Origin of the sequence: Arsenicibacter rosenii (assembly GCF_001870735.1) — a bacterium.
GTDB lineage: Bacteria > Bacteroidota > Bacteroidia > Cytophagales > Spirosomataceae > Arsenicibacter > Arsenicibacter rosenii.
In genome coordinates this window covers 393663-419995 of the sequence record NZ_MORL01000001.1, presented here as the reverse complement: position 1 = coordinate 419995, position 26333 = coordinate 393663, and the positions used below count along the sequence as shown (strand labels likewise).

Below are 26333 nucleotides of genomic sequence, written 5' to 3'. Positions count from 1 at the left end.
GGGCCCGTCCGGTTTTGTACTGACTCATCTTTCTTTTTTATTGCCGGAGAATCTTCACCGTTTTAACAGCCGTTCCGGCTTTCACCTGAAGCAGGTACAGACCCGCCTGACGCCCTAAGCGAATTGTCTTGTGTTCGACCGGTTCCGGTTTTCCGATCTGTTCCTCGAAACGGACATTGCCCTGCGCGTCGGTGAGGTACAGGCTCATAACGCTGCCTCCCCTGCTTTCAATGTCAACCTCAACTTCTTCGCCAAGCGTCGGATTACCCAGAACGTTTATGTTTATATAATCCGTGCTCTTTCCGCTTTCGCGACCGCCTGCCGTACAGGCGGTCCGGGGATCCCAGCTCAACGTCACCGTATTCCCATCCTGGCGGGCACGTAATGTATACGGACTTATCTGTGAACTTTGGCTTCGGATTAGCGCCACTATGGCAGGATCATCAATTGCAGACTGGCAGTTTGTTGTCCAGCCGGTTATACCGATGGCAAAATACTCAATGGTTTTACCATTTCCGCCTGCGATTCGGAATTGTACCGCTCCTGTCTGACAATTATACGTTGGCGTTAAGAGAGCCAGTGGACTGCCAAGCGTACTGGCAGCACTACCACAGCCGGTAGCCGTCGGAGTGGTAGTGGTCGAGGACGGTGGGGTCGTCGTCGTTGACGAAGGCGGAGTCGTAACATTACAGACGGCCTTCCAGTCCCAGGTGTACGTCACAACTGTATTCGGATTGCCTTGTGTTCTGGCGTATAACGTAAACGAGCCCGCATCTGATGCCGGTTTCACCGTATATGGCCCCGACGTAGTCGTCCAGCCTGTTATGCCGACCGCGAAATACTCAACAGGTGTGCCATCTCCTCCCGTTGAGTTAAAGACAAATTGTCCCGTACTACAATTGTAGGACGGGGCGGCCAATACCAATGGAGCGCATGTTGTCACAAATACCGTCGTGGTGGCAACCGCGACACAACTACCCAGGGTTACTGTCACCGATACGGGAGTAGTGCCGCCCGGGCGGTAATTTATGCTTTTGGCCGTTTCTCCGGTCGACCAGCGGAAGCTGGCCCCATCTGATGTTGTTGCCGTCAGAATTGTACTGCCCCCCGAACAAACAGTCGTATTGCCGGTGATGAATGCCGTGATTGCCCCGGACTGAGCCGCAACCGTTATTAACGGACTGCTCGCTATACAACCCGACGAGAATCGTACATCCACAAAATACTGACCGGCGGTACTTACATCAATCGAGTTATTTGTCGTTTTCGAATAAAAATTATTCGGTCCATAAAACTCGTAGCTCAACGCGCTTCCGGTATGAACAGCACTCAACGTCACTTTTGCCTGCGAGCAGGATATCTGCCCGTTCGATTGCAACACGACTCTCGGGCTCTCGGAAGATTGGGACACATTCACCGTAGCGGTGTTTGTACAACCACTCTGGAAAACCACCCTTACGGAATAAGTACCTGCCGTGTTCGCCGTAATTGAATTCGTCGGAGGCGTCACCAGTGTTGTCACGCCCGAAGGGGAAGTGAACTCATAACGTGTTGCGGCATCAGTATGTAACGCGGATAAGGTTACCGTCGGATTTGAACAGGACACCTGTCCGCTTGCACTTAACGTTACGCCCGGTACAGATGAGCTTGCCCCCACCTGAACCGTTGCCACACCGACACAACCGTTGGTAAACGTTACTTCAACCTGATACAAGCCTGCTGTTGTTACATCAATTGTATTGTTCGGCGGCGTTGCAAAGGCAACGTAACCCGGTACGTTAAAATTGGTAAACTTATAGCTGGTTGCCGTTTCTGTATGCGTTACCGCAAGCTGCACTTTGGGTTGCGCGCATGTTATCTGGCCGCTAACGGTCAATCCCACCGTTGGCACAGCATTGTTTGAGGTAATTGTCGTAGTGGCTGCTGCGGTACAGCCACTGGCCGTTGTGACAACTACACGATAGGTCCCACCTGTGTACCCAAATGCGGTATTTAAAGCAAACGTATTTAGTGTACTGGTTTGCAGCAATATACCAGCCGGGTTGTAAAATGAATAGAGATCACCACCCGTAGCAATTAATGTACTTGTTCGGTTCGTACAGTTAAAGACCGAATTGGTGGCCGTGAGTGTAGCCGCAGGAACTGTGTTGTTGGCAATGACAAACGTACTGGCAGAAGCCGTACAGCCATACACATCGGTTACCCGTACGGTATAGGTTCCCGGCTGATTTACCGTAATGGTTCCGCTTGTATTGGTCAGTGTACTCCCGTTGATTGGCGAGAACGCGTAACTGACCCCTCCACTGGCAAAGAGGATGGCCGAAGGTAACGAACAGGTCAACACGCTGGTTGAGGTGCTCAGGGTGGCAACGGGAGCCGTTGTCCCCACCTGCGCCAGTGTACTTGACTGTGCCGTACAATTCTGATTAGCCACAATTAAGCTGTATGTACTCGTAGCGGCCGGCACCAGCACGGCATTAAAAGGTGTAGCAGCCGAGCCTGTGCCAAAAACGTTTGATACTCCGTCTGTCAGTGTATAGCTATAACCTCCTGTCAGCCCGCTCACCAGGGCGGTAAAAGTCGATGGTCGTCCGGAACAGCTTGGTGTAGCCGCAAAATTAAAGATTGAGGGAGACGCATTCAGCGAAATACTCTGTGTAGCCGTTGCCGTACAACCTTGCGGGGTACCAACGGTTAATGTGTATGCTGCGCTTCTGGTGATAGCCATAAACTGCTCATACTGCCCTGAGCCGGCGATCGTTCCGGAAACAGACCCGGTTACACTTCCCAGTGTATAGCTTGCGGTTGTGGCCAGATTGCCGATATTCGCCGTAAACGTTGTCACCTGGCCGGTCGCCGTACACAAGGCTGACACGGAAGCCCCGAATGTCGATAAATCCGGTATTGTGTTTACCGTAGTACTCATCGATGCAATCCCTGTACAGCCTAGCCCGTCAATAACAGTCAGCTGATACGTTCCCGTCGCGCTGGCTGCAATAACCGGTGTTATATCCCCTGAATTCCACTGATACCTGAGCGGTAACTGCCCGCTGTTAACCACCGCACTTAAGGAAACCGTTTTCCCCTGACAGTAGGATGTACTGGCCGGGCTGATGGTAACGCTTACCGGACGTACATTCGGAATTACCGTTACGGTAGCTGTTCCGGAGAGGGTTCCTGCCGTTATACTCAATGCATCACTGACCGAAACCAGAGTATAGCTTGTGGTACTGGTCAGACTTAACGGAATTTTTGCGCCGCTGGTATAATTCGTAATCGTTGTGGTGCTGGTGCCATTGTGAATAACCAGCTGATATGGGGCAACACCACCCGCAATGTTCACCTGTAGCGGGGCCGTATTCTCCCCACAAATTGTTGACGTCCCGACCAGGGTTGCGGTCAGTGAACCCGGCGTTGCCAGACTGAAACGCGCCATAACCGGCAGATAACCGGATGTACTCATCCCCCAGTCTGCCACATTTGCCAGATATTCCGGCACGATGGCATCCGGAGATAAGGTTGCTGCGGTCCCGGGAATATAGTTCCCGTAAAGTTCATCAGACATCAGTATATGACTGGTCATACGGTCAGCGGATAAGGACGTTGTCAGCCGGTTGGCAGACAGCCCCCTTGTAGCGGCCGAAAAACTGCCGGTACCACTCAACAGGCCCGCATAGGGTGAAGGGTTCGGGGAGGCAATGGACGTCAGCATATCATCGCCAAACTCACCGGCCACGAAAATGGCCTCTGTTGACCGGCTGTCCAGATAGGCTTTCAGTTGTGTCGCGGCCCGCTGACGGACTGAAAAATCAGTGACCGTTGCTCCTTCGTGGGCATGAATGCCGACAACATTAATCCGGCGGGATAGTCCGTTTAGTTTGGCATTTCCTGTCAGAACGACCGGAAAACGTCCGCCATCCCAGTCTGTCGTAACCATACTGGCAGAAACTACCGATACAGCGGGCGGAGTGGTAAACAGAGCTGTTTTATACAGAAAACATACCCGTGGGTTCTCAGCCGTATAGTAACTGCTCTGGGCACATACCGCAGCATATGTCTGGCTTAATGCATCACTCACCTGCGCCCCAATAGCGGTCAGCATAACCGGATCTGACACCCCGGTCAGTACCAGAATATCCGCATTCAGATACCGGATGAGGCTACCCGCGTTTGCCTGCTGCCGGACATCATCTGCTCCACTGAAAACCGGTCCCTGTAAAACAGCGCCAAGACTGTCTGTATTCCACGTTGCCAGTTCCAGTGTCTGATCACGGTTGGTTATTCCGCCATCCGACCGGGCCAATTCCGTAGTTCCCTGAATATCTTTCTGAAACCGCGGATAAAGCCGGTTGCCCGCCGAACCGTTTTCGGTTTCATCATCCAGATCGTATCCGTCCAGAATTCCTGTGAGCGTAAATTTACGTGTTGGTTTGAGGGAATTTATGACATCATTAACCCCGGTCCTGATTCTGAATTTTCCGGTATTATTCGTGGTGTCTCTGATGGTAAAGTCAGTTTCAGGAACAAAAGCCGGCCGTGTGTCTGTCACTAAACAGCTATCAAGCCGAACTAACTGGCCAAGGATTTCAGGATCTCCCATCTGCGAAATGGTTATGAGCTTTGGCTCCGGCTCCGAAGCCGCTGCATTTATAACAGACAGGCTGGAGATGCCGGTTAGCCCGAATACTCCTTTCTGATACCCTGTCACACCGAGGGTCTTAATTTCATTACCGATCCGGATACTGGTCTGAACCTGAGCAAACAGAGCGGCATTCGTGGCCGGCACAAATAAGGCCATCCCCCCGGTTTTGTCCTGTACATATAGAATCTGCCCGTTGTCGAACTGTCGGCTAACGGTAACGATTCCCTGAATCAACGCCTCTTTATTTAAGCCCGCCATTCTTACTTCTGCAATACCGGCTATTCCCGTATAGACGGTAACGGTACCGGATAAACCGAGTGATCTTGTCAGTAAACCCGTACTTGTGTGGGTTATGGCTCCATTATTGACACCGGTAAACAAGCCAGTCATCCTTACAATAATAATTGCGGATTCGGTCGATGGGGGCAGGCTTAGGGTTGGGCCATAGAACGACCCATTGGGACTTATCTCATAACCGGCCGAGGCAAACAAACGAAGCGAGTCCCGTAGATTTGCGGCTTGTAAGGTATAGGCTTTGGGCGCAGAGGGTCTTCCCTGTTCGGTTGTGAATCCGGTTAAAGTCGCAGGAGTTAAGGTCAGGGCCGGTGTAGACGGTTGAGCAAACGAAAAATAACTGCAAAAAATTAAACTTATGACGGTATACAGCTTCGTTATTACTCTGAAACTTAATTCTATACGTAAAATCATAAAATAAAGTGAAAAGATACAGGTACGATTCATTCAGGCTTTATACCAAATAAATTTATCCTATATCCTTCCCGAAGCCAAATTATTATAGAGTTAAATTGGTATTATTTATCCACCGTTACTCCATTTATTATTCTTCCGTGTGCGTTTAATCAATAAATCATCGGATTCTAACCGGATACTGGCAACAAAAAAGGCAGCTCTTTAAGAAGCTGCCTCAGGCAATAGTTTATTCAGATTATAGATCATAACCAGTCAATCAGGCGTTTACTGCCCTCACGGCCGGTAAATGCACTAAAGAATTCGCGTCGCAGAACAGCACGTCGACGGCGTGGATGGGTTGAAATATACAAAGCCCGCATTTTCAGCATAAAGCTGACCATCATGTATAGCATAAATAACGCTGCCAGTACAAGCAATGACTGTGTATTGGTAATATTCCGGTGCAACATGAAAAACATAATGGTGTTGAACAAGGATACCGCACAAAGCAGCATCGTAGCTGATGCATGGTTCAGGCCATTGTCCAGCAGAATATGGTGCATGTGATTCCGGTCTGCCGCAAACGGTGAACGCCCGGCCAGAATACGTACCAGGAATACGCGCAATGTATCAAAAATCGGTACGATCAGAATCACAATGGCAATGATCGGTGCATTGAAAAAAGCAGTTGGCTCGAAACGGTACGACGCGTTCAGGTTAATGAAGCGTACGGCAAAGAACGACAGCATGAACCCGAGAATCAGCGAACCGGTATCGCCCATGAAGATTTTACTGGTTTTCGAGAAGTTGAATCGCAGAAAACCAATCAAAGCTCCTGACAGCGAAAACGCCAGACAGGCCATCGCAAAGTGATTTGTCAACAAAAACCAGCCTCCGAAAGTCGCACTCGCAATTGTAGCAATCCCTCCCGCCAGTCCGTCGATGCCGTCAATGAGGTTAATGGCATTTGTCAGTGCAATAAAAATAAAACAGGTTAATAACACACTGATCACCTGCTCAATATGATGAAACCCCATAATTCCGTACAGATAATCGACTTTCAGATCGCCGAAGAAAATCAGGATCATCGCCGATAGTACCTGAAAAAAGATTTTCTTATTCGGGTCTACATTAACAAGGTCATCCTTAATGCCAACAAAAAACAGAATGGTCATGCCGACGATTGACAGGTTCGTACGGTAGATATCTGTCTGATCTATGCTGGGCCACAGGAAATAGCTGATTAAGACCGCAGCGAAGATGGCAATACCACCGAATGTCGGCGTCGGCGTTGTATGTGAACGGCGTTCTCCCGGCTTGTCCATCAAAGATTTCAGTTCCGAGATTTTAATCACAACCGGAATGGAAATTATTGACACAAAACAGGCCACCAGGAAAGACAGTAAACACTGGTATAAGCCTATCGTAAACAGTTCTTCGTTGAACTTATTTTTGATGAAGGCGATGAGTAATTCCAGGTTCATAGAAATAGTAGTTAATAAGAGTCAGGCAGGTTAGAAAACGTGATCAAAATTTACATTATTCCGGTAAACACCAATGACATACCGATCAAATGACGGGTTCATTTATTTAACGGATAGGTGAATGCATTTTTCTTTTCTTTCAGTATCAGCTGCGGCAACTTTCGCAAAGGCTTAAAAAACAGGGTAAACGGAAAAGGTTTCAAGCCATTCAGTTCCCATGCCTTACGGTCCTCCATATTTCCCCGTAACCAGTTTTTCAAACTTCCGTTACTCACCCCACCTTCACGCATTACAATGGTGGTTTCGTCCATATAGCTCAGCGTTATTTTATGCTTGTGAATAAAGCGTAACATCAGTTCGTAATCAGCTGCACTTTTCAGGTCAAGGCGGAACAGTCCGTACTGATCGTACAGTTTCTTCTTCGCAAAAAACGAAAGATGTCCCGGCATCCATCCCCACAGAAAAGCGCCCGACGAATACGTGCCCGACCGGAAATAACGACGGACATTGTACACATCATTCCGGTCCACATAAAGCATATCCCCGTAAACGGCATCGCTTTTGGTCCGCTCAAAGGTCTCAACAACGTGGCTGATCACATCCTGATGCCGGTAAAAATCATCGGCATTCAGCAGCCCAATCACCTCACCGGTAGCCCGCTGTATGCCTTTGTTCATGGCATCATACAGCCCCTTGTCCGGTTCTGATACAAATTGAGCAATCCGCGTGCCGTAACTTTTGATCAGTTCGACGGTACCATCTTTCGATCCGCCGTCGATAATGATATATTCGATTTCAGGGTACGTTTGGGCCAAAATTGACTCTATTGTATCCTTTATGGTTTGAACACCGTTGTATACGACTGTGATTATGCTAACTTTCACGCCTTAATTTCTCTTTTTCGCACAAAATTTGCGGGGTTACCCTGGTATACGCCATACGGTTCCAGCGAACGGGTCGCCACAGAACCTACTGCCAGTACGGAGTGACTTTTACAGACAACCCCCGGACAAACAACGGTCTGCGCACCTACCCATGCTCCTTCTTCAATGGTGATTGGCTTTGGCATCAGATCGAACGTCGATAACTGGTAATTATGGTTGCCGGTCAACAGCATGGCTCCCTGAGAAAGGCACGCGTTGTCTTGAATGGTGACCATCGAAAAGTTATCGATCCAGACACCCTCTCCGATCCAGACGTAATTACCAATGTCGAGAAACCACGGGTACTTTACATTGACGTTTGGCTTAATCATTACATGATGACCTATTTTTGCGCCAAACAGTTGCATTACCTTTATTTTTATAAATACCGGAATGGGTAAATAGTTTTTTAATACCAGCGAGTTGGCCATAAACCAGAGCAGCACTTTCCAGCGCGGCCCTGGCTGATACCAGCTGTTATTGAACCGGGACAAATCCGTAACTCTTTGTTTACCAGCAGAAAAACTATCTTGGTCCTGCCCGTAAGTCTTTTCCATATTCGGTTAAAAAGAATTCAATGATGGCTTCCTTATTATGCCCTGCGTGGCGGTATACTTCCAGCATTTTTGCATCTACCAGAAAACGGTACCACAAGCCCTGCAGAAAGTGCCAGACCAGCCCCCGCCGTCCGTCCAGAAATCCCAGCCCGATAAAATAGCGGTAGAAGAAGTACATAAAGGGTCGCGTAAATAAGGGCAGGGAGGCATACTTCACCTTCAGGTAACGCTTCATCTCATCGCGGGTACCGCCGATCAGCCGCGGCTCTACCCGCTCCGCATCCGTGAAATTGTACTTTATATTGAGCAAGTCAATGACCTCCCGAATGGCGTAGTTATTATGCTTCTGTGTCCACCAGGTCAGGTTATTGAGATTATGATCAACAACATCGTGATCAAACCGGACAGGACGTCCCCGGGTGAGCTTAATGTGTTCATCCATCCAGGTCTGCTCGCAGATACCCTGCCCGCGCCGCCAGAACCGCATCAGCCAGATCGGGTAATAACCGCCATGCTTAATCCAGCGATCCATGAAGAGTACCCGGCGTTTGATATAAATCCCGCTGACGTCGTCGGGTAAACCCGGTAGTTTCTGCTGGATTTCCTGCGCCAGTTCGGAAGTAATGTATTCGTCGGCATCCATCCGCAGAATCCAGGTTGTCTGGAACGGCAGGTTATCAATACCAAAATTGAACTGCGTGGCGTAGGTCACCCACGGATTCTGAACAACCACCGCTCCTAACGAACGGGCAATCTCTACTGTCCGGTCCGTCGAGAACGAATCGACAATAAAGATTTTATCGGTAAACGGCAGCAGGCTTTTCAGGCAACGGCCTATATGTTTTTCCTCATTAAAGGTGAGGATGATGACGGACAGGTCGGTCATAGATGCCGGTGGGCGTTTTTGTATTATTTTCGCAACACCTAGAATAATATTTTTGGTCAATACGGCTGGAAAATCATTATTTTGCCTCGATTTTCAAGCCGGAAGACGGGCAAAATTATCATTTTTTTAAGAATTAAGAAATGTTGTCTCGATTCCGGCCAGAATTCACCAAAATATTGATTTTTCGGCAAGGCCTGTTAAATCACCAAAGTTGCCGTAAACCTGAAAACTATCTGACCCGTTAAATGTGTACACGTTTACTTTTTCTGTGGCTGGCGTTTAGTACTTTTTCGGTGCTGGCCCAACCTTCCGTATCTTTCACCCAGTTGCCTAAAGACCTGCAATTGTATCCTCGCAATGAACAAAATCAGGCAGAAGTTATTATCAGCGGCCAGCTTAATGAGGCGGGTTACCAGCAAATCGAAGTATCCGTCCTGAAAGAAGGGGTCTTCTGGAAATCAGCCAGTCAGTCAGTCCCGGACGGCGGTGGCAGTCAGTTCCGCATTCCCGTGGTTATCCAGGCTGAACCCGTTGAATATACGATTCAGGTCTATGCCCGTCGCGGGAATGAGTCTGTCCTGGTCACTGAACGGAAACGGATCGTCTGCGGGGATGTCTATATCCTGTACGGGCAGTCTAATGCACTTGGCCTCGCTGGTCTCGACGACTACCAGCTCGACGACCGGCTGCTCCGGAACGTTACCTATCCCTATGGCTCAACCAATATCCCGGCCGAAATGCGCTGGTATACCGCCCGTGAACCGTTTGGCAGCGTCGGCATGCTGGGTATGGAAATTCAGCGGCAGATTTTACAGCAGTATGGTATCCCGACGCTGGTGATCAATGGCGGCATCGGTGGAGCCAGTATTCTGGAACTTGGTAACCGGACACCGTCCAATCATGCCGATTACAGTAATTACTACGGTAGTTTACTGTACCGTGCACAGTGGGCCGGGGTGGCCGATAAGGTGAAAGCCATTATTTATAAACAAGGCGAAAACGAAGCAGGGGGTGAACCGGCCGGTTATGCCGAAAAATTCCGGACGTTCTATAATCAACTGCGCGAAGACTTCGGGCAGAACCCTAAAATTTATATCGGCCAGATTAACATCATGACCCCGGCAGTTACCGGTGCGGGAGATCTGCGCGATTTCCAGCGCCGGGCCCCTCAGTTGTTTCCAAATCTGGCGGCCATTGCCACCGTCGGAGCGGTCGGCTACGACGGGCTGCATTACGAACCCCGTGCTAATAAGCAGCTGGCGTTTGAACAGTTCCGGCTGATTGCCCGCGACATTTACGGATCGGCAGACACGCGGCAAATCAATTCACCCGACATTAAAAAAATCGCCTACAACGAACGCCGGGATGAACTGACGCTGACGTTCGACAATGACATGCAAATGGTCTGGCCACAGGATACAACCATTTACAATCCGTTGACGGGAAATCAGGTCAACCGCCGGATGACCGACTTTATCTACCTCGACGAACAACCCGGGCTGGTCAGAAACGGCCGGGCAGAAGGCAACCGGATTATCCTGACCCTGGCCTCGCCGCAGTCTGCAAAAACCGTTACCTACCTGCCTCCGTATTACAGTACCGCCGAATTGCTGTTCTATCAGGGCCCCTACCTGAAAAACAGCCGCGGGATGCGGGCCTTCAGCTTTTCGAAGGTGGCGATTGATGCCGCACCGGTTATTGTGACACCACCGGCCGCACCGGCTAACCTCGTTGCTTCGGCTGGTTCTCCGAACGGGATTACCCTCAACTGGCAGGACAACGCCGACAATGAAGCTGGTTTTGAGATTGAGCAACAACAGCCCGACGGCTCTTTCCGCCAGGTAGCTACCGCCGCCGCCAACAGTACGTCCTTTCAGATGACCGGCTTAGCCGAACAAACCGTTTATTCATTCCGGATCCGGGCGGTAAACAGTGCAGGTGCCTCTGGCTATACCAACATGGCTACGGCCGCCACCCCCGCTTCTATTCCCCTTCAGCCTCAAAACCTTATGGCCACCACTGTATTTTCTAACAGTGTTAACTTAACGTGGGCAGACCGCGCTTTCAATGAAACCGGTTATGAGATTGAGCAGAGTAGCACAGGCCAGAGTTTTACCCGTGTTGCCGCGCTGCCGGCCGGAGCAACTGCCTATATTGCCGGTAATCTAACCGAAAATACAACTTATTTTTTCCGGGTCCGGGCAGTAAACCCAGCAGGAGCATCCGCGTGGAGCAACACCCTTTCCGTAACGACTCCGGTCTCAGTGCCGCTGCAACCCGGCAGCCTGACCACTGTGGGGGCAGCCCCTTCAAGCCTGACCCTTGCCTGGCAGGACGCGGCCTTCAATGAAACGGCCTACGAGGTGGAGCAGGCTTCTCCGGGACAGTCTTTTACGCGGGTCGCCTCACTACCGGCCAATACGACGAGCCTGACCCTATCGGGCCTGACCGAAACCACAACCTACCTGTTCCGGGTCCGGGCGGTGAATGTTGCAGGAACATCTCCCTATAGCAATACCCTTACGGTTACGACCCCTGCGACGCTGCCTGCACCACCAACCAGCCTGACAGCCGGGGCGTTTACCCCAACCAGCATTTCACTGGTCTGGACGGATAATGCCGTGAACGAAACCGGCTACGACATTGAACTAAGCAGCGGCTCCGGTGAATTTCAGAAAATAGCCACCGTACCTCCGAATTCAACCACGTATATCAGCAGCGGGTTGACCGAAGCTACGTTATACAGTTTCCGCGTACGCGCCGTTAACTCGGCCGGGGGGTCGGCATACAGCAACATTGCCCGGTCGCTGCCGCTCATTCTCGGCGTCGAAGACCTGACCGGCAGCCTGCGGGTATATCCGAATCCGGTCCGGACCGGTCAGCTCTTGCAGGTCGAACACGATCAGCCTATCTTTACGGGCTTTGAGGTCTATACCATCGATGGTCGTGTACTGCTAACCGGACAGCAAAAAGCGGCCCGTAATCTCTCAATTGCTCTGGATCAGGCCGCAGCCGGCCGATACATTGTTAACCTTCATACCACATCCGGACAACTAATCCGGCGACATATACTGATTTATTAGCATTAACCTATATTTCCTGATAGCATGAACGACAAAAAAATGCGCCTTGTATTTCTGACCCAGGACGATCCTTTTTACCTGGCCCGCAACATTGATTACCTCGTCAAGCACCTGCCTCCCTATGCAGAAGTTGTGGCGACGGTTGTCTTCGATGTATCGCCTTTCGGGAAACGGGAAAGTTTTACGGATAAGATGAAAAAGACGCTCGACATCTTCGGATTGCCGTTTTTCGTCCGCTATGGCGTCAAGTTTGTCAAGTCGAAGCTCGACCCGCGGAACAATGTCCGTAAAGTGCTGGAAGGGTTTAAGATTCCGCTGATTCAGATTGAGGGGAATATCAACAAGGACGAAAATCTGGCGAAGATCAAAGCCTATCAGCCGGACTTGCTGGTGTCTATTGCCGGCAATCAGATTTTCCGGCAGAAACTGCTGGATACGGCCACACACGGGTGCATCAACCTCCATACGGCCCTGCTGCCCAAATACCGTGGGCTGATGCCTTCGTTCTGGGTGTTACGCCACAACGAAAAACGCACCGGTGTATCGGTCTTTTTTGTGGATGAAGGCATTGACAGCGGCCCGATTCTGGTACAGAATCCGGTTGAGATCGGAAATATGTCGCAGGAAGAGCTGATTCATGTTACCAAAAAGATGGGCATGGACGCTATCCTGGAGGCAATTGATAAAATCCATTCAGGAAATTATCAGTTACAGAAAAACGATGCCTCTCAGATGACCTATTTTACTTTCCCTACCAAAGAAGATGTTCAGGCCTTCAAAGCGGCCGGTAAAAAATTCTATTAATGCTCCGTCACCGGGTAAGTCCCGCAACCTTGTCCGGTACAACTCACTATCCATGAATATCCTGACGTTTGATATAGAAGAGTGGTTCCATATTCTTGACAATGCCTCTACCCGGACCGAAACCGAGTGGGGCCGGTATGAATCGCGGATTCACCGGAACATGGACCTGATTTTTCAGCTGCTGGACGAAACCAACTCCCGGGCCACGTTTTTCTGTCTGGGCTGGGTGGCCGATAAATACCCTGATGTCATCAAACGGATTGATGCGGCGGGCTATGAAGTGGCGACACACTCCTATGCCCACCAACTGGCCTACGAACAATCGCCGGCCGAATTTACCGGGGACCTTCAGCGGTCGATTAAGTCGTTGCAGGATGTGACAGGCAAAGCCGTCCGCGCCTACCGGGCACCGGGTTTCTCCATCAAATTCCTGAACCGCTGGGTATTCCCGATCCTGCTCGAAAACGGTATCGACGTGGATTGTTCGGTATTCTCGGCGCGGCGCTCCCATGGCGGTGATGCGGCCTTCGGGATCACGGCGCCAAGTCTGATTGATATCAACGGCACCCCCCTGAAGGAGTTTCCGATCAATACCGTCAGCATTGCCGGACAGGATGTGATCTTTTCAGGCGGGGGCTATTTCCGGCTGTTCCCCTACCCTGTTATCCACCGGTTTACGCAGAAATCGTCGTATGTAATGACCTATTTTCACCCGCGCGACTTTGACCATACGCAACCGGTTATCGAAGACCTGGGGATGGCGCGCCGGTTTAAATCCTACTACGGTCTGAAAGGATGCTGGCCGAAGCTACACCGGTTGCTGAAAAACTTTGAATTCATCGATCTGGCTGAAGCCGACCGCCGGATTGACTGGAACGCCGTTCCTAAAAAATCATTTGGGTAAAGCATCCATGGCGAATTACCTTTCGCCCATGAAACATCATACATTCATTGAAATTCAGCAGATCAAATACAGGTGGATACCAGTACTTCTCTTAGTGGTTTATACACTGATTTTATGTTATGTCATTGATATCAGTGTGTTGATAGACGGCGACTGGTTTCTGCTCACGGTTTTGTCTGCATTTTATGGATTAAAGTGCGCCTTTATCTACCTGACAGTATTCAAAAAATTCGAAACCAGAATCGACGACAGAGATGTACGGTTCCGGTATTTTCCGTGGGCCAAATGGATGGTATATCCGTGGGAGGAAATTCAGGATGCCTATGTCAGGGAGTTTGCTTTAATCGGGGAATATCCGCAGGGCGTAGGCGGAACCCGGCAAGGCCCCGGCGGCTGGGTATATTCGATGGATGGGACGTGGGGGCTTCAGCTTGTCAAAAAAAGCGGTGCCCGCATTCTGATCGGGACGAAGCGCCCCGAGGAAATCCGCCGGTTTCTGGAGAATCATTTGACCAAAGACGGTCAGTAGAGACAAGGCATGCCTTGTCTCTACGCCATTTTTTTACGACACCCGCACGTAGCTGCCCACCCATTTTACGTCGGCGGCATGGTGGTTCAGGATTTCCTGCAGGCGAGGTTCATCGGCATGGCCTTCGCATTCCAGCAAAAACCAGTACACAAACGAAGCCCCTCCCCGCATCGGACGGCTTTCAATTTTAGTCAGGTTGATGCGGCGGGCATTAAATTCCTGCAGAAACTCGGCCAGTACCCCCGGCGATTCGGTATTTGGCAGCCGGGCAATCAACGTGGTTTTATCCTGGCCGCTCGGCTGGTTCTTAAAGTCTTTCGCCAGAATCAGGAAGCGCGTCCGGTTCAGGTCGCTGTCTTCAATGTTATCGAATAAGACCGGCACGCCGAACAGCTTGGCCGCAATCGTTGAACAGATCGCCGCCGCATTGGGCTGCTGGGCTGCCAGTTTAGCCGCCTTTGAGGTTGACTCCACCGGAACCAACTCGGCCTTTAGTCCTTCAAATGAATCATTCAGGAACTTACTGCATTGACGGAAGGCAATGTCTTTTGAATAAATATGGGTGATATCGGCCAGATTTTCGGCCTGGGTAGCAAACGTAAAATGCACCGGAATCTCCGCTTCGGCTGCAATCGTCAGGTCTTTTTCGTTTAGCAGGTCAATCGTTTCAAAAACAACGCCTTCCTGGTTATTTTCAATGGGCACGACCCCGAACCGGGCACGGCCGGTTTCTACACTTTCAAACACCGACCGGATGGTTGGCAAGGCCATGTAAGCACTCATCGCCCCAAACCGGCTCTCGGCCGCCTGGTGTGTAAAACTCCCATCGGGTCCCAGGAATGCGACATGCTCAGGTAATTCGAGATTCCGGGAAACCGCAAAAATTTCCAGAAAAATTGCCTCGATGGCCGCCCGGGTCATTAATCCTTTATTCTGCTGTTCTAACCGGTCGATAATCTGTTTTTCGCGTTCCGGCCGGTAGATCACGGCATTGGTTGAACGCTTCAGTTCACCAACATGACGAACCAGTTCCATGCGGTCGTTCAGCAGGGTCAGCATTTGATCGTCAATGGCGTCAATAGCGTTTCGGAGAGAGTCTAGTGTCAACAAATCAGTAAGCGGTAAGTCTATGGCTGCAAATTTACACCTTATGCCCTTATCCTATTACTTAAGGGGCATTTTTCCTTGTACATACCCGATTTTTAATCCGTTTATGGTCCCTTGATGCGTTCCCGCAGGAAAAAAAACGCAAACAACTTTTAAACACTCCCCGTTTTATTTACGATGTTACCCCATGCAGGGCCATACACGGTATCCTCCGGACGGGTTTATATTTCACTTATCTATAATCTCAACGTATGAATAAGACCATGAAACGGTACGGCTGGTCGTACCTTGTTACCGCAACAATGCTATTTTCAGCCCCTGCATTTGTGGGCTGTAACGGAAATGATCCGGATCCGCAATCGCCGGGCACCGGCACAACCCCTCCGGGTTCTACCACAACGCCTCCGGGCACCGGTACGGTAACCAATCCGCCTGGCTCAACCACGTCAACACCGGGTAACTCAACCGTTGTGCCCGGTACCGACTATATCAAAAATGCTGGTAACCTGACGTTCTTATCCGCTGCGATTTCACGGGCTGGTCTGGAACAGGATTTACGGTCAGGTTCACTGACTATTTTCGCGCCTTCTGATGATGCCTTCAAGGCGGCTGGTTATGCCAGTGCCGCTGCGGTCAGCGCCGCCCCGGCTGCCGACCTGAAACGTATTCTTCAGTATCATGTGCTTGGCTCTCAGATTGACCAGGCGGCTTTCCCGACGGCAGTAAACACATCCTACCAGACGACTTTGTCTGACGGTCGTCTGTCGGTTTACAAAACGTCTGACAATGTCATTAGTGTCAACAACGCCAAAGTTGTTCAGGTAAATATTGCCGCAACCAACGGGGTAATTCACATCATCGACAAAGTGCTGATGCCGCCAACGGTAACCGTGCTGGATTTTGCCAAAGGCAATGCCGATCTGTCATTCTTTGCAGCTGCCGTTGAACGGGCCGGTACAACCGTACAGAACAGTTTAGCCGCTAATGCGCAGAACGGGATCACCGTCTTTGCGCCAACCAACGCCGCCTTTAAAGCAGCGGGTTATGCAGACGAAGCCGCCGTACGGGCCGCCAATGCCCAGACACTGGCAAATCTGCTGACCTACCACGTCCTGAACTATCGCGCGTTCTCCAGTACGTTCCAGAATGGTGCCGACCTTGTCACCGCGCAGGGAAGCAGTATCCGGACCAACGTCAGCGGTGGTAAAGTAACCATCCTGGGTAAAGGCAATGGAACAAACGTAGCCAATGTAACAACGGCAGATCAGGTGACAACTAATGGTGTTGTGCATACTATCGACCGTGTCCTGATGCCGTAACCGGCAGGTTGCCTGAGGCTGGATTCCGGATAGCTGATACTGGATTAGCATTCAGATCGCCGGCCAACCGCAAGTAGCCTGAAAACAAAAAAGACCTGATCTCTCAGGTCTTTTTTGTTTTCAGACAGCCTATACAAGGGCGGCTTCTTCAATGTCTTTTTCGACCCTCAGGTTGTCAATGATAAACCGCTGCCGGTCGGGTGTATTTTTACCCATGTAGTACCCTAACAGCTTCGGTATCGAGATTTCCTTTTCAATGATTACGGGCTCAAGGCGCATGTTCTCGCCGATGAACAAGCCAAACTCGTCAGGCGAAATCTCTCCCAGTCCTTTAAATCGGGTAATCTCAATTTTTTTACCCCCCTTCGAGAGTTTTGACGAAGCGATCTGTTTTTCTTCTTCAGAATAGCAGTAGGTCGTCTCCTTATGATTTTTCGGGTTACGTACACGGAAGAGCGGCGTTTCCAGAATATACAGGTGGCCGTTACGCACCAGATCAGGGAAAAACTGCAGGAAGAAGGTCAGCATCAGCAACCGGATGTGCATGCCATCCACGTCGGCATCGGTCGCGATCACGATCCGGTTGTACCGCAGCGAATCCAGGCCGTCTTCAATATCGAGGGCGTGCTGAAGCAGGTTAAACTCTTCGTTTTCATACACCACCTTTTTGGTCAGCCCGAAACAGTTAAGGGGTTTACCCCGCAGGCTGAACACCGCCTGCGTCTGTACATTCCGTGATTTGGTGATCGATCCGCTGGCCGAATCCCCTTCGGTAATAAACAGCGTTGTATGGTAGCGGTCTTCGGCTTTGGGGTCGGGGAGGTGTATCCGGCAATCGCGCAGTTTTTTGTTATGCAGGTTGGCTTTCTTTGCGCGGTCATTAGCCAGTTTCTTAATACCGGCCAGTTCTTTCCGCTCCCGCTCCGACTGCTCAATCCGTTTTTTCAAAGCGTCCCGTACGGCAGGATTCATGTGCAGGAAGTTATCCAGGGTACCGCGGACAAAATCCTTAACAAAGGAGTTTACCGTCGGCGCATTGGGTTCCGGCGCCATAGTCACCGATCCGAGCTTGGTTTTTGTCTGCGATTCAAAGACTGGCTCCTGCACCCGGATACTGATGGCTGCAATAATCGATGCCCGGATGTCGGCTACTTCATAATTTTTATCAAAGTGCTTCCGGATGGTTTCGACCACAGCTTCCCGCAGCGCCTGCAGGTGAGTTCCCCCCTGTGTGGTATACTGTCCGTTCACAAACGAGTAATATTCTTCTCCATACTGATTGCCGTGGGTCATGGCAATCTCCAGATCATGTCCTTTGAGATGGATGATCGGATAACGTAGTGTTTCGGCATTGGTCTTGTTCTGTAACAGATCCAGCAGACCGTTCTGCGATACGTATTTCTGGCGGTTAAAGGAAACAATCAGGCCGGCATTCAGGTAGCAGTAATTCCAGATCATGTTTTCCAGATACTGCGGGATGTAATGGTAGTTTTTAAATACCGTGTCATCCGGCTCAAAACAGACCAGTGTACCGTTGCGCTCACTGGTTACCAGCTCACCCTGATTTTTCAGAATACCCCGTTCAAATTCGGCCCAGACGCTTTTACCGTCACGAAACGACTGTACCTTAAAATAGGCCGACAGGGCGTTGACCGCCTTAGTACCGACGCCGTTCAGCCCGACAGACTTCTGAAAAGCGCCCGAATCGTATTTACCCCCGGTATTGATTTTAGAAACCACTTCAACGACTTTACCCAGCGGAATACCCCGGCCATAGTCCCGGATTTCGACCCGGTGATCCGTCACTCTAATGTCAATGGTTTTACCAAAACCCATTACGTGTTCGTCAATACAGTTATCGACTACTTCTTTTAACAACACGTAAATGCCATCGTCAGCGGCTGATCCATCACCCAGTTTGCCAATGTACATCCCCGGCCGGAGGCGGATATGCTCCCGCCAATCCAGTGACCGGATACTATCCTCATCGTACTGAACCGTCTTTGTTAAATCTGCCATGTAAGGTTGCAACTAAAAGGCACAGCCCTCCGGTAATGGATACCAATGTAACCGTTCCTTAATAAATCCAAAATTTATTTTATGTGTTTACTCTAAGAGGCAAGATACGAAATTCTGCCGTCAAATAGAAATCTATTTAAAATAAGATAAAAGTTCGCTTACTTTGTCAGCAAATCCCGTTTAAGTAATAAAAACAATTCTTACGACGTAAGAGTTAAAAGGTCCAATAAAGCCCCCTAATGTTTGACATACACCTAAAAAATATGCAAAATTTTCGGTGTCTTCACTTCTCTGAGGTAAAAACAAGTACGAAACAATTGTTTAAAAGAAGCCTTAAAGCAGCCTGTGCGATCCTGTTAGTGGGTGCGCTGGTTCCATCTACATTCACATACGGTCAGGTTACGCCCGGACCGGTAGCCATTCCGGGCGGTTTGCCGGGGGGTACTACGCCTGCCGGTACATCTATTCCCGGCAGTGCACAACCAGGAACATCCCAACAAGGTAAAGCTCAGCCAGGCACTACCCAGTCGCAACAAGGGCGCGCGGGAGGGGTAAATCAAAACACCCAGCAAGGCCGGACAACAACCGGACAGAGCACTCAGACAAATCAGGGACAGGGCCAGGGCCAGAATCAGAACGGTACGCTACAGTCCACCAACGACAAGGCGAATGAACTTGATGAAAAACAAGCTCAGAAAACCAATGAAGAGGTAATCGAAGAGGGCTACGAAGCAGCCCGTACCCGCGAGAAACTGGAAATCCGCCGGAAGCTGTTCGGTAGCTCCGTTTTCAACAACCCGGATCTGGCGTCTGCGTTTCAGCCAAACATTAATGTCGCTACGCCCCAAAACTATGTGTTAGGCCCCGGCGATAAGCTGAACATTCTCATGTATGGCTATACGGAAGCAGACTTCAGTCAGTCAGTCTCGCCCGACGGAACAGTATTCCTCGGTAAACTGACCGGATTGGGACCCGTTGCCGTATCCGGTTTAACCGTTGAACAGGCTAAAATCCGTATCCGCAACCGGCTGTCTCAGAAATTTGTCGGCCTGAAAAGCTATAACGGCGCCCGCCCGAATACGTATCTGGATCTGACCGTGGCCGATCTGCGCAGCATCAGGGTATCAATCCTTGGTGAAGCTATCCGGCCGGGTACGTATCCGGTATCCTCGTTAGCGACGGCTACCAATGCCATTTATCAGGCAGGTGGTCCCAACGAACTGGGCTCTTACCGTAAAGTGATCGTGATTCGTGGCGGCAGAGTGCTGGCTACCCTCGACTTATATGATTACCTGCTGAACGGTGTGCAACGGAATGACGTTCGTTTACAGGACGGTGATGTCATCCGTTTCGGCACGTATCAGTCACGGGTGGAGGTAACGGGGACAGTTAAACGTAACAACCTGTTTGAACTGCTCCCAGGCGAAACGCTGGATAAAGTCCTGTATTATGCAGGTGGTTTTGCCGCTAATGCTTACAAAAACCGCATTAAAGTTACCCGCCTGACCGATCGTGAACGTAAAGTTATTGACGTAACCGCAGATCAGTTCGCTAACTTTGGGCTTCAGGATGGTGATGTCGTAACGATTGAGCAACTGCTTGACCGGTTCGAAAATCAGGTAAATATTGAAGGAGCGGTCTACCGTCCCGGTCGCTATTCACTGGATCAGAACCCGACACTGCGCACGCTGATTCAGAATGCCGAAGGCTTGCGTGGCGATGCTTTCACGGGCCGGATTCAGATCCTGCGTACCCGCGAGGACCTTTCGGTAGAGAACATTTCGCTGAACCTTGCCGACATCATCAATGGAAAGGCAGAAGATATCGTCCTGAAACGCGAAGATCAGGTCGTCATTACCTCGCGGTTCAGCATGGCTGAGAGCGCAACGATTTCCATTGAGGGCGAAGTAAACCAGCCAACGGGCGATGTACTTTACGTATCGAACATGACGCTGGAAGACCTGATCCTGAAAGCCGGTGGCCTGAAAGAAGCAGCGGCTGCCGCTCAGATCGAGGTGGTGCGCCGGAAAAAAGACGTGGATATAACCTCGAAGACGGCTCAGCTCGCCGATGTATTCCGCTTCCAGGTGAACCGCGACTTAACACTTGACAGCGACGACAGCCGTTTCTTCCTGTATCCGTTCGACCAGGTTATCGTTCGCCGTTCACCAAACTATGCGGCGCAGACCTTTGCCCGTGTGGAAGGCGAAGTGATTATGCCGGGACAATATCCGATTGACCGCAAAGATATCCGTATCTCCGACCTGATAAGGCAGGCCGGTGGCCTGTCACCATATGCATACAAAGAAGGGGCGACCCTGCAACGCCCGGTTAAGGAATCGGCTGAACAACTGGCACAGCGTCAGAAAGCCATCGACGAACTGGCCGATGTAGCCCGCAATACCGTTGTTCAGAAAACAGAACTGGTGGCCGGTACGCTCGAACCGATCGGCATCAACCTGGCCAAAGCACTTGCCAATCCGGGTTCTGCCGAAGACATGATTGTGGAGGAAGGTGACGTACTGCTCGTTCCGAAATACCTGGAAACCGTACGGGTGCAGGGGGAGGTACTGCTGCCGACCAATGCGAAATATCGTCCGGGCCGGACGTTCCAGGATTACATTGCACAGGCGGGAGGTTTCACCGAAAAATCACGTCGTCGCGGTGCCTATATTGTTTATTCCAACGGTTCGGCTGATCGTACCCGCCGGTTTATAATCTTCAACATCTATCCGCGTGTTGAACCAGGAGCCACCATCACCGTTCCATTACGCACAGCGACACCACTTACCCCACAGCAAGTTCTAAACTCCGCCATTGGTATTACCGGCTCATTACTGACGTTAATCACCACCGTACTGGTGCTAACCCGTGTAGGAAATTAATATGGAGAGCATAAATAAAAATAACACTTATAAATCAGTTGAACGTCCGCTTCCGCCGGATCAATTATCGCCGAAAGTCGTTTTGCTGCGCATCTTCAGTCTGAAAGATGTACTGAAACGCTACTGGAAGCTGATGCTGGCCTTTACCATTATGGGGGCCGCCATCGGTAAATTTATTGACATCTCTGAGGAGCGTAAACCCATTTACAACGCGACCATTACGTTCAACCTCGGTGGCGGGAACAGCGGCGGCGGCATGGGCGAACTAGGCGCTCTGGCCAGTGCCTTTGGGTTGGGCGGAAGCGCTCCGGAAGCCAGTATTTTCGTAGGTGACAACTTCATGATCTATGCGCTGTCGCGCCCGGTAGTGGAGAAAACGCTGATGAAAACCGTTAAAATCAACGGAAAAGATACGCTGCTGGTGAATTACTACATCCGCCATAGCGGTATCCGTGATAAGGAATGGGAAGATGATGACAGCCTCCGCAGTTTCTATTTCGACCGGGCTAAGAAGGTTACTGAATATACGAAGCAGGAGATTAATGCCATGTCGCAGATCTACACCCGCGTAAAAAGTGAAATCAGCGTAACGCAGCCAGAACGGAAATCGTCGTTTATGGAACTTTGGGGTGGGATGCAGGATGAAATGCTGACCAAAGTATTCATCGAAACCCACCTCGGAACCATTGAGGAAGACTACCGCCAAAAACAAAACAAAAAGAGTCTGGAAGTACTTGCGTTATTAGAAGAACGGCGCGACTCACTCTACCGGCTCTTAACCGGCAACGAGAATCGTCTGGCCCGTACGTTAGACCAAAACCAGCAAATGGTAGTGGCTTCCGGAAAGATTGAAGAAACCCGGCTGACACGTAACTCATCCTTCCTGTCGACACAGTATTATGCGGCGGTTCAACAAGCTGAAAACATGCATCTTTCGATGATCAAGGAAGCTCCTTTGTTCACCGAGATTTCGCCGGTTTACTTACCGTTATATAAAGAAGTGCGCACGTCTATTGCGATGCAGGCTGGTTTAGTGTTAGGTTTGATACTTAGTTTATTGATCGTTTTCTTCCGTGAGACCTACATTTCGGTCATGCGGGAAGCTTAAAATAGCGTACGTTTGCATAGGTTGGTCAGTGGTAAACAGTTTGTTCACTGCTGACCAACTTTTGCGAACAGGCAACCACTAATCATGAAATCCGAGGAAGTACTTATAAAACCAGGCCGGGCAGAACGGCATTACTGGCGTGACTTATGGCGTAACCGGGAGCTGCTTTACATTCTCTCGATGCGCGATGTGTCGGTTCGTTACAAACAAACGGCTTTGGGCACTGCCTGGGGGCTCATCCGCCCGCTGACCACCATGCTGATCATGGTGTTTGTCTTCAGTAAAATCGCCAAGCTACCGGCCGATCCGGGTGTACCCTATCCGCTGATGGTACTGGCTGGCATTACTGTCTGGACCTTCTTTTCCACGTCATTCACACAGATCAGCAACAGCGTCACCCTGAACTCAAACCTGGTCACGAAAGTCTATTTCCCGCGGCTGATTATGCCCATGAGCTCCATTGCCGTGAGCTTCATTGACTTTCTGGTTTCGCTCGGTCTTTACATTGTCATCGCCATCTGGTATAAGTTTACCCCCGACTGGCACATTCTGCTGCTGCCGGCCTTTATCCTGCTGGCCCTGCTGGCTTCGTTTGCGTTCGGGTTGTTTTTTGCCGTTGTCAACGTGCGTTTCCGGGATATAGCCCAGTTGATTCCGTTTATCGTACAGGTCGGCTTTTACGTATGCCCGATTGCGTACAGCAGCCGTCTGGTAGCCGATTCACAGGATTGGTGGGCACCCATTTACTGGTATAACCCGATGGTAGGGATCATCGACGGCTTCCGCTGGGCGCTGCTGGGCGAACAGGCGTATTTCAACCCGCAAAGCCTGCTCACCTCAATCATTACAATTGTGTTATTTTTGTCATTCTCACTGACCTTCTTCCGGAAGCGAGAGAATACGTTTGTAGACGATATCTAGGAGCTCATGTCTGTAATCACTGTCGACAATATTAGTAAACGCTACATTATTGACCATAAAAAAGGCAAAGGCGGCACAACCCTCCGTGATATGCTGGCGGAGAATGTAAAAAGCCTGTTCGGCCGGAAAAAAGAAACCACTGACAGCGGGCTGGAGCATGAAGAATTCTGGGCGTTGCAAGACGTAAGTTTCAGCATTCAGCAAGGCGACCGGGTAGGTATCGTCGGCCATAATGGCGCCGGCAAATCGACACTCCTGAAAATCCTGAGTAAAATTATCGAACCAACCAGCGGCTCCGTCCGGATTAAAGGGCGTGTTGCCAGTCTCCTCGAAGTCGGGACCGGCTTTCACCCGGAACTGACAGGGCGGGAAAATATTTTCCTCAATGGTTCGCTGCTTGGCATGAGCCGTTCTGAGATTAAAAAGCAATTCGACGCCATTGTTGATTTTGCCGGTGTCGAAAAGTTTCTGGATACCCCTGTAAAACGCTATTCGTCGGGGATGTATGTCCGGCTCGGTTTTGCCATCTCGGCCCACCTCGATCCGGAGATTATGATTGTGGATGAGGTACTGGCCGTCGGTGATGCCGAATTCCAGAAAAAGAGTCTCGGTAAAATGCGGGATAACTCGGCCAGCGGCCGGACAATTCTGTTTGTGAGTCATAACCTGACCGCCGTACAGGCCCTTTGCAACAAAGCCCTGTATTTTGAAAAAGGGCGGTTGCTGGAAGACGGCGAAACCAATCAGGTAATCGGCAACTACCTCAGCAAAGTGTCGAAGACCAAACTGGTGCGGCAGTGGGATACCCCCGAAGAAGCACCAGGCAACGATAAAGTCCGGATCCGCCGGATTGAACTGGTACCGGACATGCGCGAGGGGCAAACCCATATCGACGTCCGGACACCCATGCGCGTTCGTTTTGAGTTCTGGAACATGATGGAACAGGCTAACCTGAACCTCAGCCTCCACCTGAACTCGCTGACCGGCGAGTGCATTTTCAACGTTGGAACCCAGTCGAAAAGTTATAGCAAGGGATTGCTGGCCGGCGAGTGTGAAATCCCCGGTTATTTCCTGAATGACGGATCGTATACGATTTCCGTCATGATCGTAAAAGATACCGTAACCCCCTTGTTCAATATGGAGGAGGGAATTACTTTTGACATCGAAGATTATCGGGAAGGCATTGCCTGGTATGGCAAATGGCCGGGCTATGTACGCCCTCAATTCCCGTTTGTTATGCAATCCCTGGAGCAAGGTGTACCCATAAAGTGAGCAAAGGCCGCTGAGCCTTTGCGCTATTGACGCATTTACGCAATATGATTAACGTTACGAAGTCTTATCTCCCCGACTTAGACGAGTTTACCGGGTACCTCAAGGGTATCTGGGAACGGACGCAATTAACCAATGATGGCCCGCTCGCCCGCGAGCTCGAAGCAAAGCTGAGCGAGTTTCTTGGTGTAAAACACGTGAAGTTTTGCACCAACGGAACCGTTGTGCTCCAGATGGCCCTCAAAGCGCTGAACATAACCGGTGAGGTAATCACAACGCCATTCTCTTATTGCGCTACCACAACGGCTATCATGTGGGAGAACTGTACCCCTGTTTTCGCGGATGTCCGGCCAGAAGATTACTCCATTGATCCGGAAAAAATCATTCCGCTGATTACGGAGAAAACCCAGGCTATTCTGGCAACACATGTGTACGGTAACGCTTGTCAGATTGAACGCATTCAGGAAATTGCGGAACAATATAACCTGAAGGTTATCTACGATGCCGCCCATACCTTCGGCGCTACCTACAACGGCAAGGCGCTGATGAGCTATGGCGATCTGGCCACCTGTAGCTTTCATGCTACCAAGGTCTTTCATACGGCCGAGGGCGGATGTATTGTTACAGATAACGACGAAATGGCGGAGAAACTGCACCTGTACCGCAGCTTTGGCCACCGTTACGACGACTATTACAGCATCGGTATCAACGCCAAAAATTCAGAGATTCATGCAGCTATGGGGCTTTGTGTGCTGCCAAAAGTACCAGAGCTCATCGCTGCGCGCAAACAGGTATCGGAGCTCTATAGCGATACCCTTGATTTTAGCCTCATGACGCGGCCCGCCCTGCATCCGGCCGTCGGGTATAACTATGCCTACTATCCGGTGGTTCTGGAGTCGGAAGCTTTGCTGCTGGAGGTACGGGAAGCGCTGAACAAGGAAGAAATTTTCCCGCGCCGTTACTTCTACCCTTCGCTGAACACGCTGCCTTACATAGTTGACAAGCAATCCTGCCCCGTTTCTGAAGACATTGCCTTACGGGCACTATGTCTGCCTCTGTATCCGGGACTGGAAGAAGCCGACGTTCAGCGGATCTGTAGTATCATCAATACCGTTACGCAATCAAATCTGGCATTAGACAGTAAGCAATAGGCAGCGTCGCCGGCGATCCAGCATTCGTTTAGCCTCCCGATTACTGCCTTTG

At 50.4% G+C, this 26333-nt stretch carries 17 protein-coding genes; 10 read left to right on the top strand and 7 right to left on the bottom strand.

Annotated features, from left to right (window positions below; genetic code table 11):
• Nucleotides 1-37: 37 nt before the first annotated feature.
• From BLX24_RS01500 to BLX24_RS01480, 5 genes are all read right to left on the bottom strand, one after another.
• A complete protein-coding gene (locus BLX24_RS01500) occupies nt 38-5032 on the bottom strand; it encodes a DUF5689 domain-containing protein (RefSeq protein WP_143092539.1) in 4995 nt (1664 codons plus the stop codon).
• 563 nt (nt 5033-5595) lie between these two features.
• The gene (locus tag BLX24_RS01495) at nt 5596-6816 is read right to left on the bottom strand and encodes a glycosyltransferase family 4 protein (protein ID WP_071501301.1); all 1221 of its coding nucleotides are present in this window, start codon (nt 6814-6816) and stop codon (nt 5596-5598) included.
• Between the two features lie 98 nt (nt 6817-6914).
• Complete coding sequence (locus BLX24_RS01490) at nt 6915-7700, bottom strand: glycosyltransferase family 2 protein (RefSeq protein WP_071501300.1); 786 nt, start codon at nt 7698-7700, stop codon at nt 6915-6917.
• Entirely contained in the window at nt 7697-8296 is a 600-nt protein-coding gene (locus BLX24_RS01485; RefSeq protein ID WP_071501299.1) for a WcaF family extracellular polysaccharide biosynthesis acetyltransferase, read from the bottom strand. The genes BLX24_RS01490 and BLX24_RS01485 overlap by 4 nt, the downstream gene beginning before the upstream one ends.
• Nucleotides 8265-9182 carry a glycosyltransferase family 2 protein gene (locus BLX24_RS01480; RefSeq protein ID WP_071501298.1) on the bottom strand — a complete coding sequence of 306 codons (918 nt, stop codon included), beginning with the start codon at nt 9180-9182 and terminating at the stop codon, nt 8265-8267. Before BLX24_RS01480 ends, BLX24_RS01485 begins: the two co-directional genes overlap by 32 nt.
• Nucleotides 9183-9427: 245 nt before the next feature.
• On the opposite strand from BLX24_RS01480, the gene BLX24_RS01475 reads away from it, so the two are divergent.
• The 4 genes from BLX24_RS01475 to BLX24_RS01460 are packed head-to-tail and all read left to right on the top strand — an operon-like array spanning nt 9428 to nt 14502.
• The gene (locus tag BLX24_RS01475; RefSeq protein WP_071501297.1) at nt 9428-12265 is read left to right on the top strand and encodes a fibronectin type III domain-containing protein; all 2838 of its coding nucleotides are present in this window, start codon (nt 9428-9430) and stop codon (nt 12263-12265) included.
• A gap of 24 nt (nt 12266-12289) precedes the next feature.
• A complete protein-coding gene (locus BLX24_RS01470; protein WP_229201673.1) occupies nt 12290-13069 on the top strand; it encodes a methionyl-tRNA formyltransferase in 780 nt (259 codons plus the stop codon).
• A 52-nt stretch (nt 13070-13121) separates the two neighbouring features.
• Nucleotides 13122-13973 carry a polysaccharide deacetylase family protein gene (locus BLX24_RS01465; RefSeq protein WP_071501296.1) on the top strand — a complete coding sequence of 284 codons (852 nt, stop codon included), beginning with the start codon at nt 13122-13124 and terminating at the stop codon, nt 13971-13973.
• Nucleotides 13974-14001: 28 nt separating this feature from the next.
• The gene (locus tag BLX24_RS01460; RefSeq protein WP_071501772.1) at nt 14002-14502 is read left to right on the top strand and encodes a hypothetical protein; all 501 of its coding nucleotides are present in this window, start codon (nt 14002-14004) and stop codon (nt 14500-14502) included.
• Nucleotides 14503-14535: 33 nt separating this feature from the next.
• Here the strand turns inward: BLX24_RS01460 and pheA are convergent, their stop codons facing one another.
• Nucleotides 14536-15609 (bottom strand): prephenate dehydratase, encoded by a 1074-nt coding sequence (gene pheA / locus BLX24_RS01455; RefSeq protein WP_071501295.1) that lies wholly within the window; start codon nt 15607-15609, stop codon nt 14536-14538.
• 251 nt (nt 15610-15860) lie between these two features.
• Here pheA and BLX24_RS01450 point away from each other — a divergent pair, with 251 nt between their 5' ends.
• A complete protein-coding gene (locus tag BLX24_RS01450; protein WP_083421746.1) occupies nt 15861-16928 on the top strand; it encodes a fasciclin domain-containing protein in 1068 nt (355 codons plus the stop codon).
• Between the two features lie 129 nt (nt 16929-17057).
• On the opposite strand, the gene BLX24_RS01445 is transcribed toward BLX24_RS01450, so the two are convergent.
• Nucleotides 17058-18947, bottom strand: a complete 1890-nt coding sequence (locus BLX24_RS01445; RefSeq protein WP_071501293.1) for a DNA topoisomerase IV subunit B — start codon at nt 18945-18947, stop codon at nt 17058-17060.
• Nucleotides 18948-19264: 317 nt separating this feature from the next.
• Between BLX24_RS01445 and BLX24_RS01440 the strand changes: the two genes are divergently transcribed.
• From BLX24_RS01440 to BLX24_RS01420, 5 genes are all read left to right on the top strand, one after another.
• Nucleotides 19265-21832, top strand: a complete 2568-nt coding sequence (locus BLX24_RS01440; RefSeq protein ID WP_229201672.1) for an SLBB domain-containing protein — start codon at nt 19265-19267, stop codon at nt 21830-21832.
• A 1-nt stretch (nt 21833) separates the two neighbouring features.
• Entirely contained in the window at nt 21834-22940 is a 1107-nt protein-coding gene (locus BLX24_RS01435; RefSeq protein WP_071501292.1) for a hypothetical protein, read from the top strand.
• Nucleotides 22941-23024: 84 nt separating this feature from the next.
• Nucleotides 23025-23861, top strand: coding sequence for an ABC transporter permease (locus tag BLX24_RS01430; protein WP_071501291.1), 837 nt, complete (start codon nt 23025-23027; stop codon nt 23859-23861).
• A gap of 6 nt (nt 23862-23867) precedes the next feature.
• Nucleotides 23868-25133, top strand: coding sequence for an ABC transporter ATP-binding protein (locus BLX24_RS01425; RefSeq protein WP_071501290.1), 1266 nt, complete (start codon nt 23868-23870; stop codon nt 25131-25133).
• Nucleotides 25134-25177: 44 nt separating this feature from the next.
• A complete protein-coding gene (locus BLX24_RS01420; protein ID WP_071501289.1) occupies nt 25178-26281 on the top strand; it encodes a DegT/DnrJ/EryC1/StrS family aminotransferase in 1104 nt (367 codons plus the stop codon).
• Nucleotides 26282-26333: the final 52 nt, after the last annotated feature.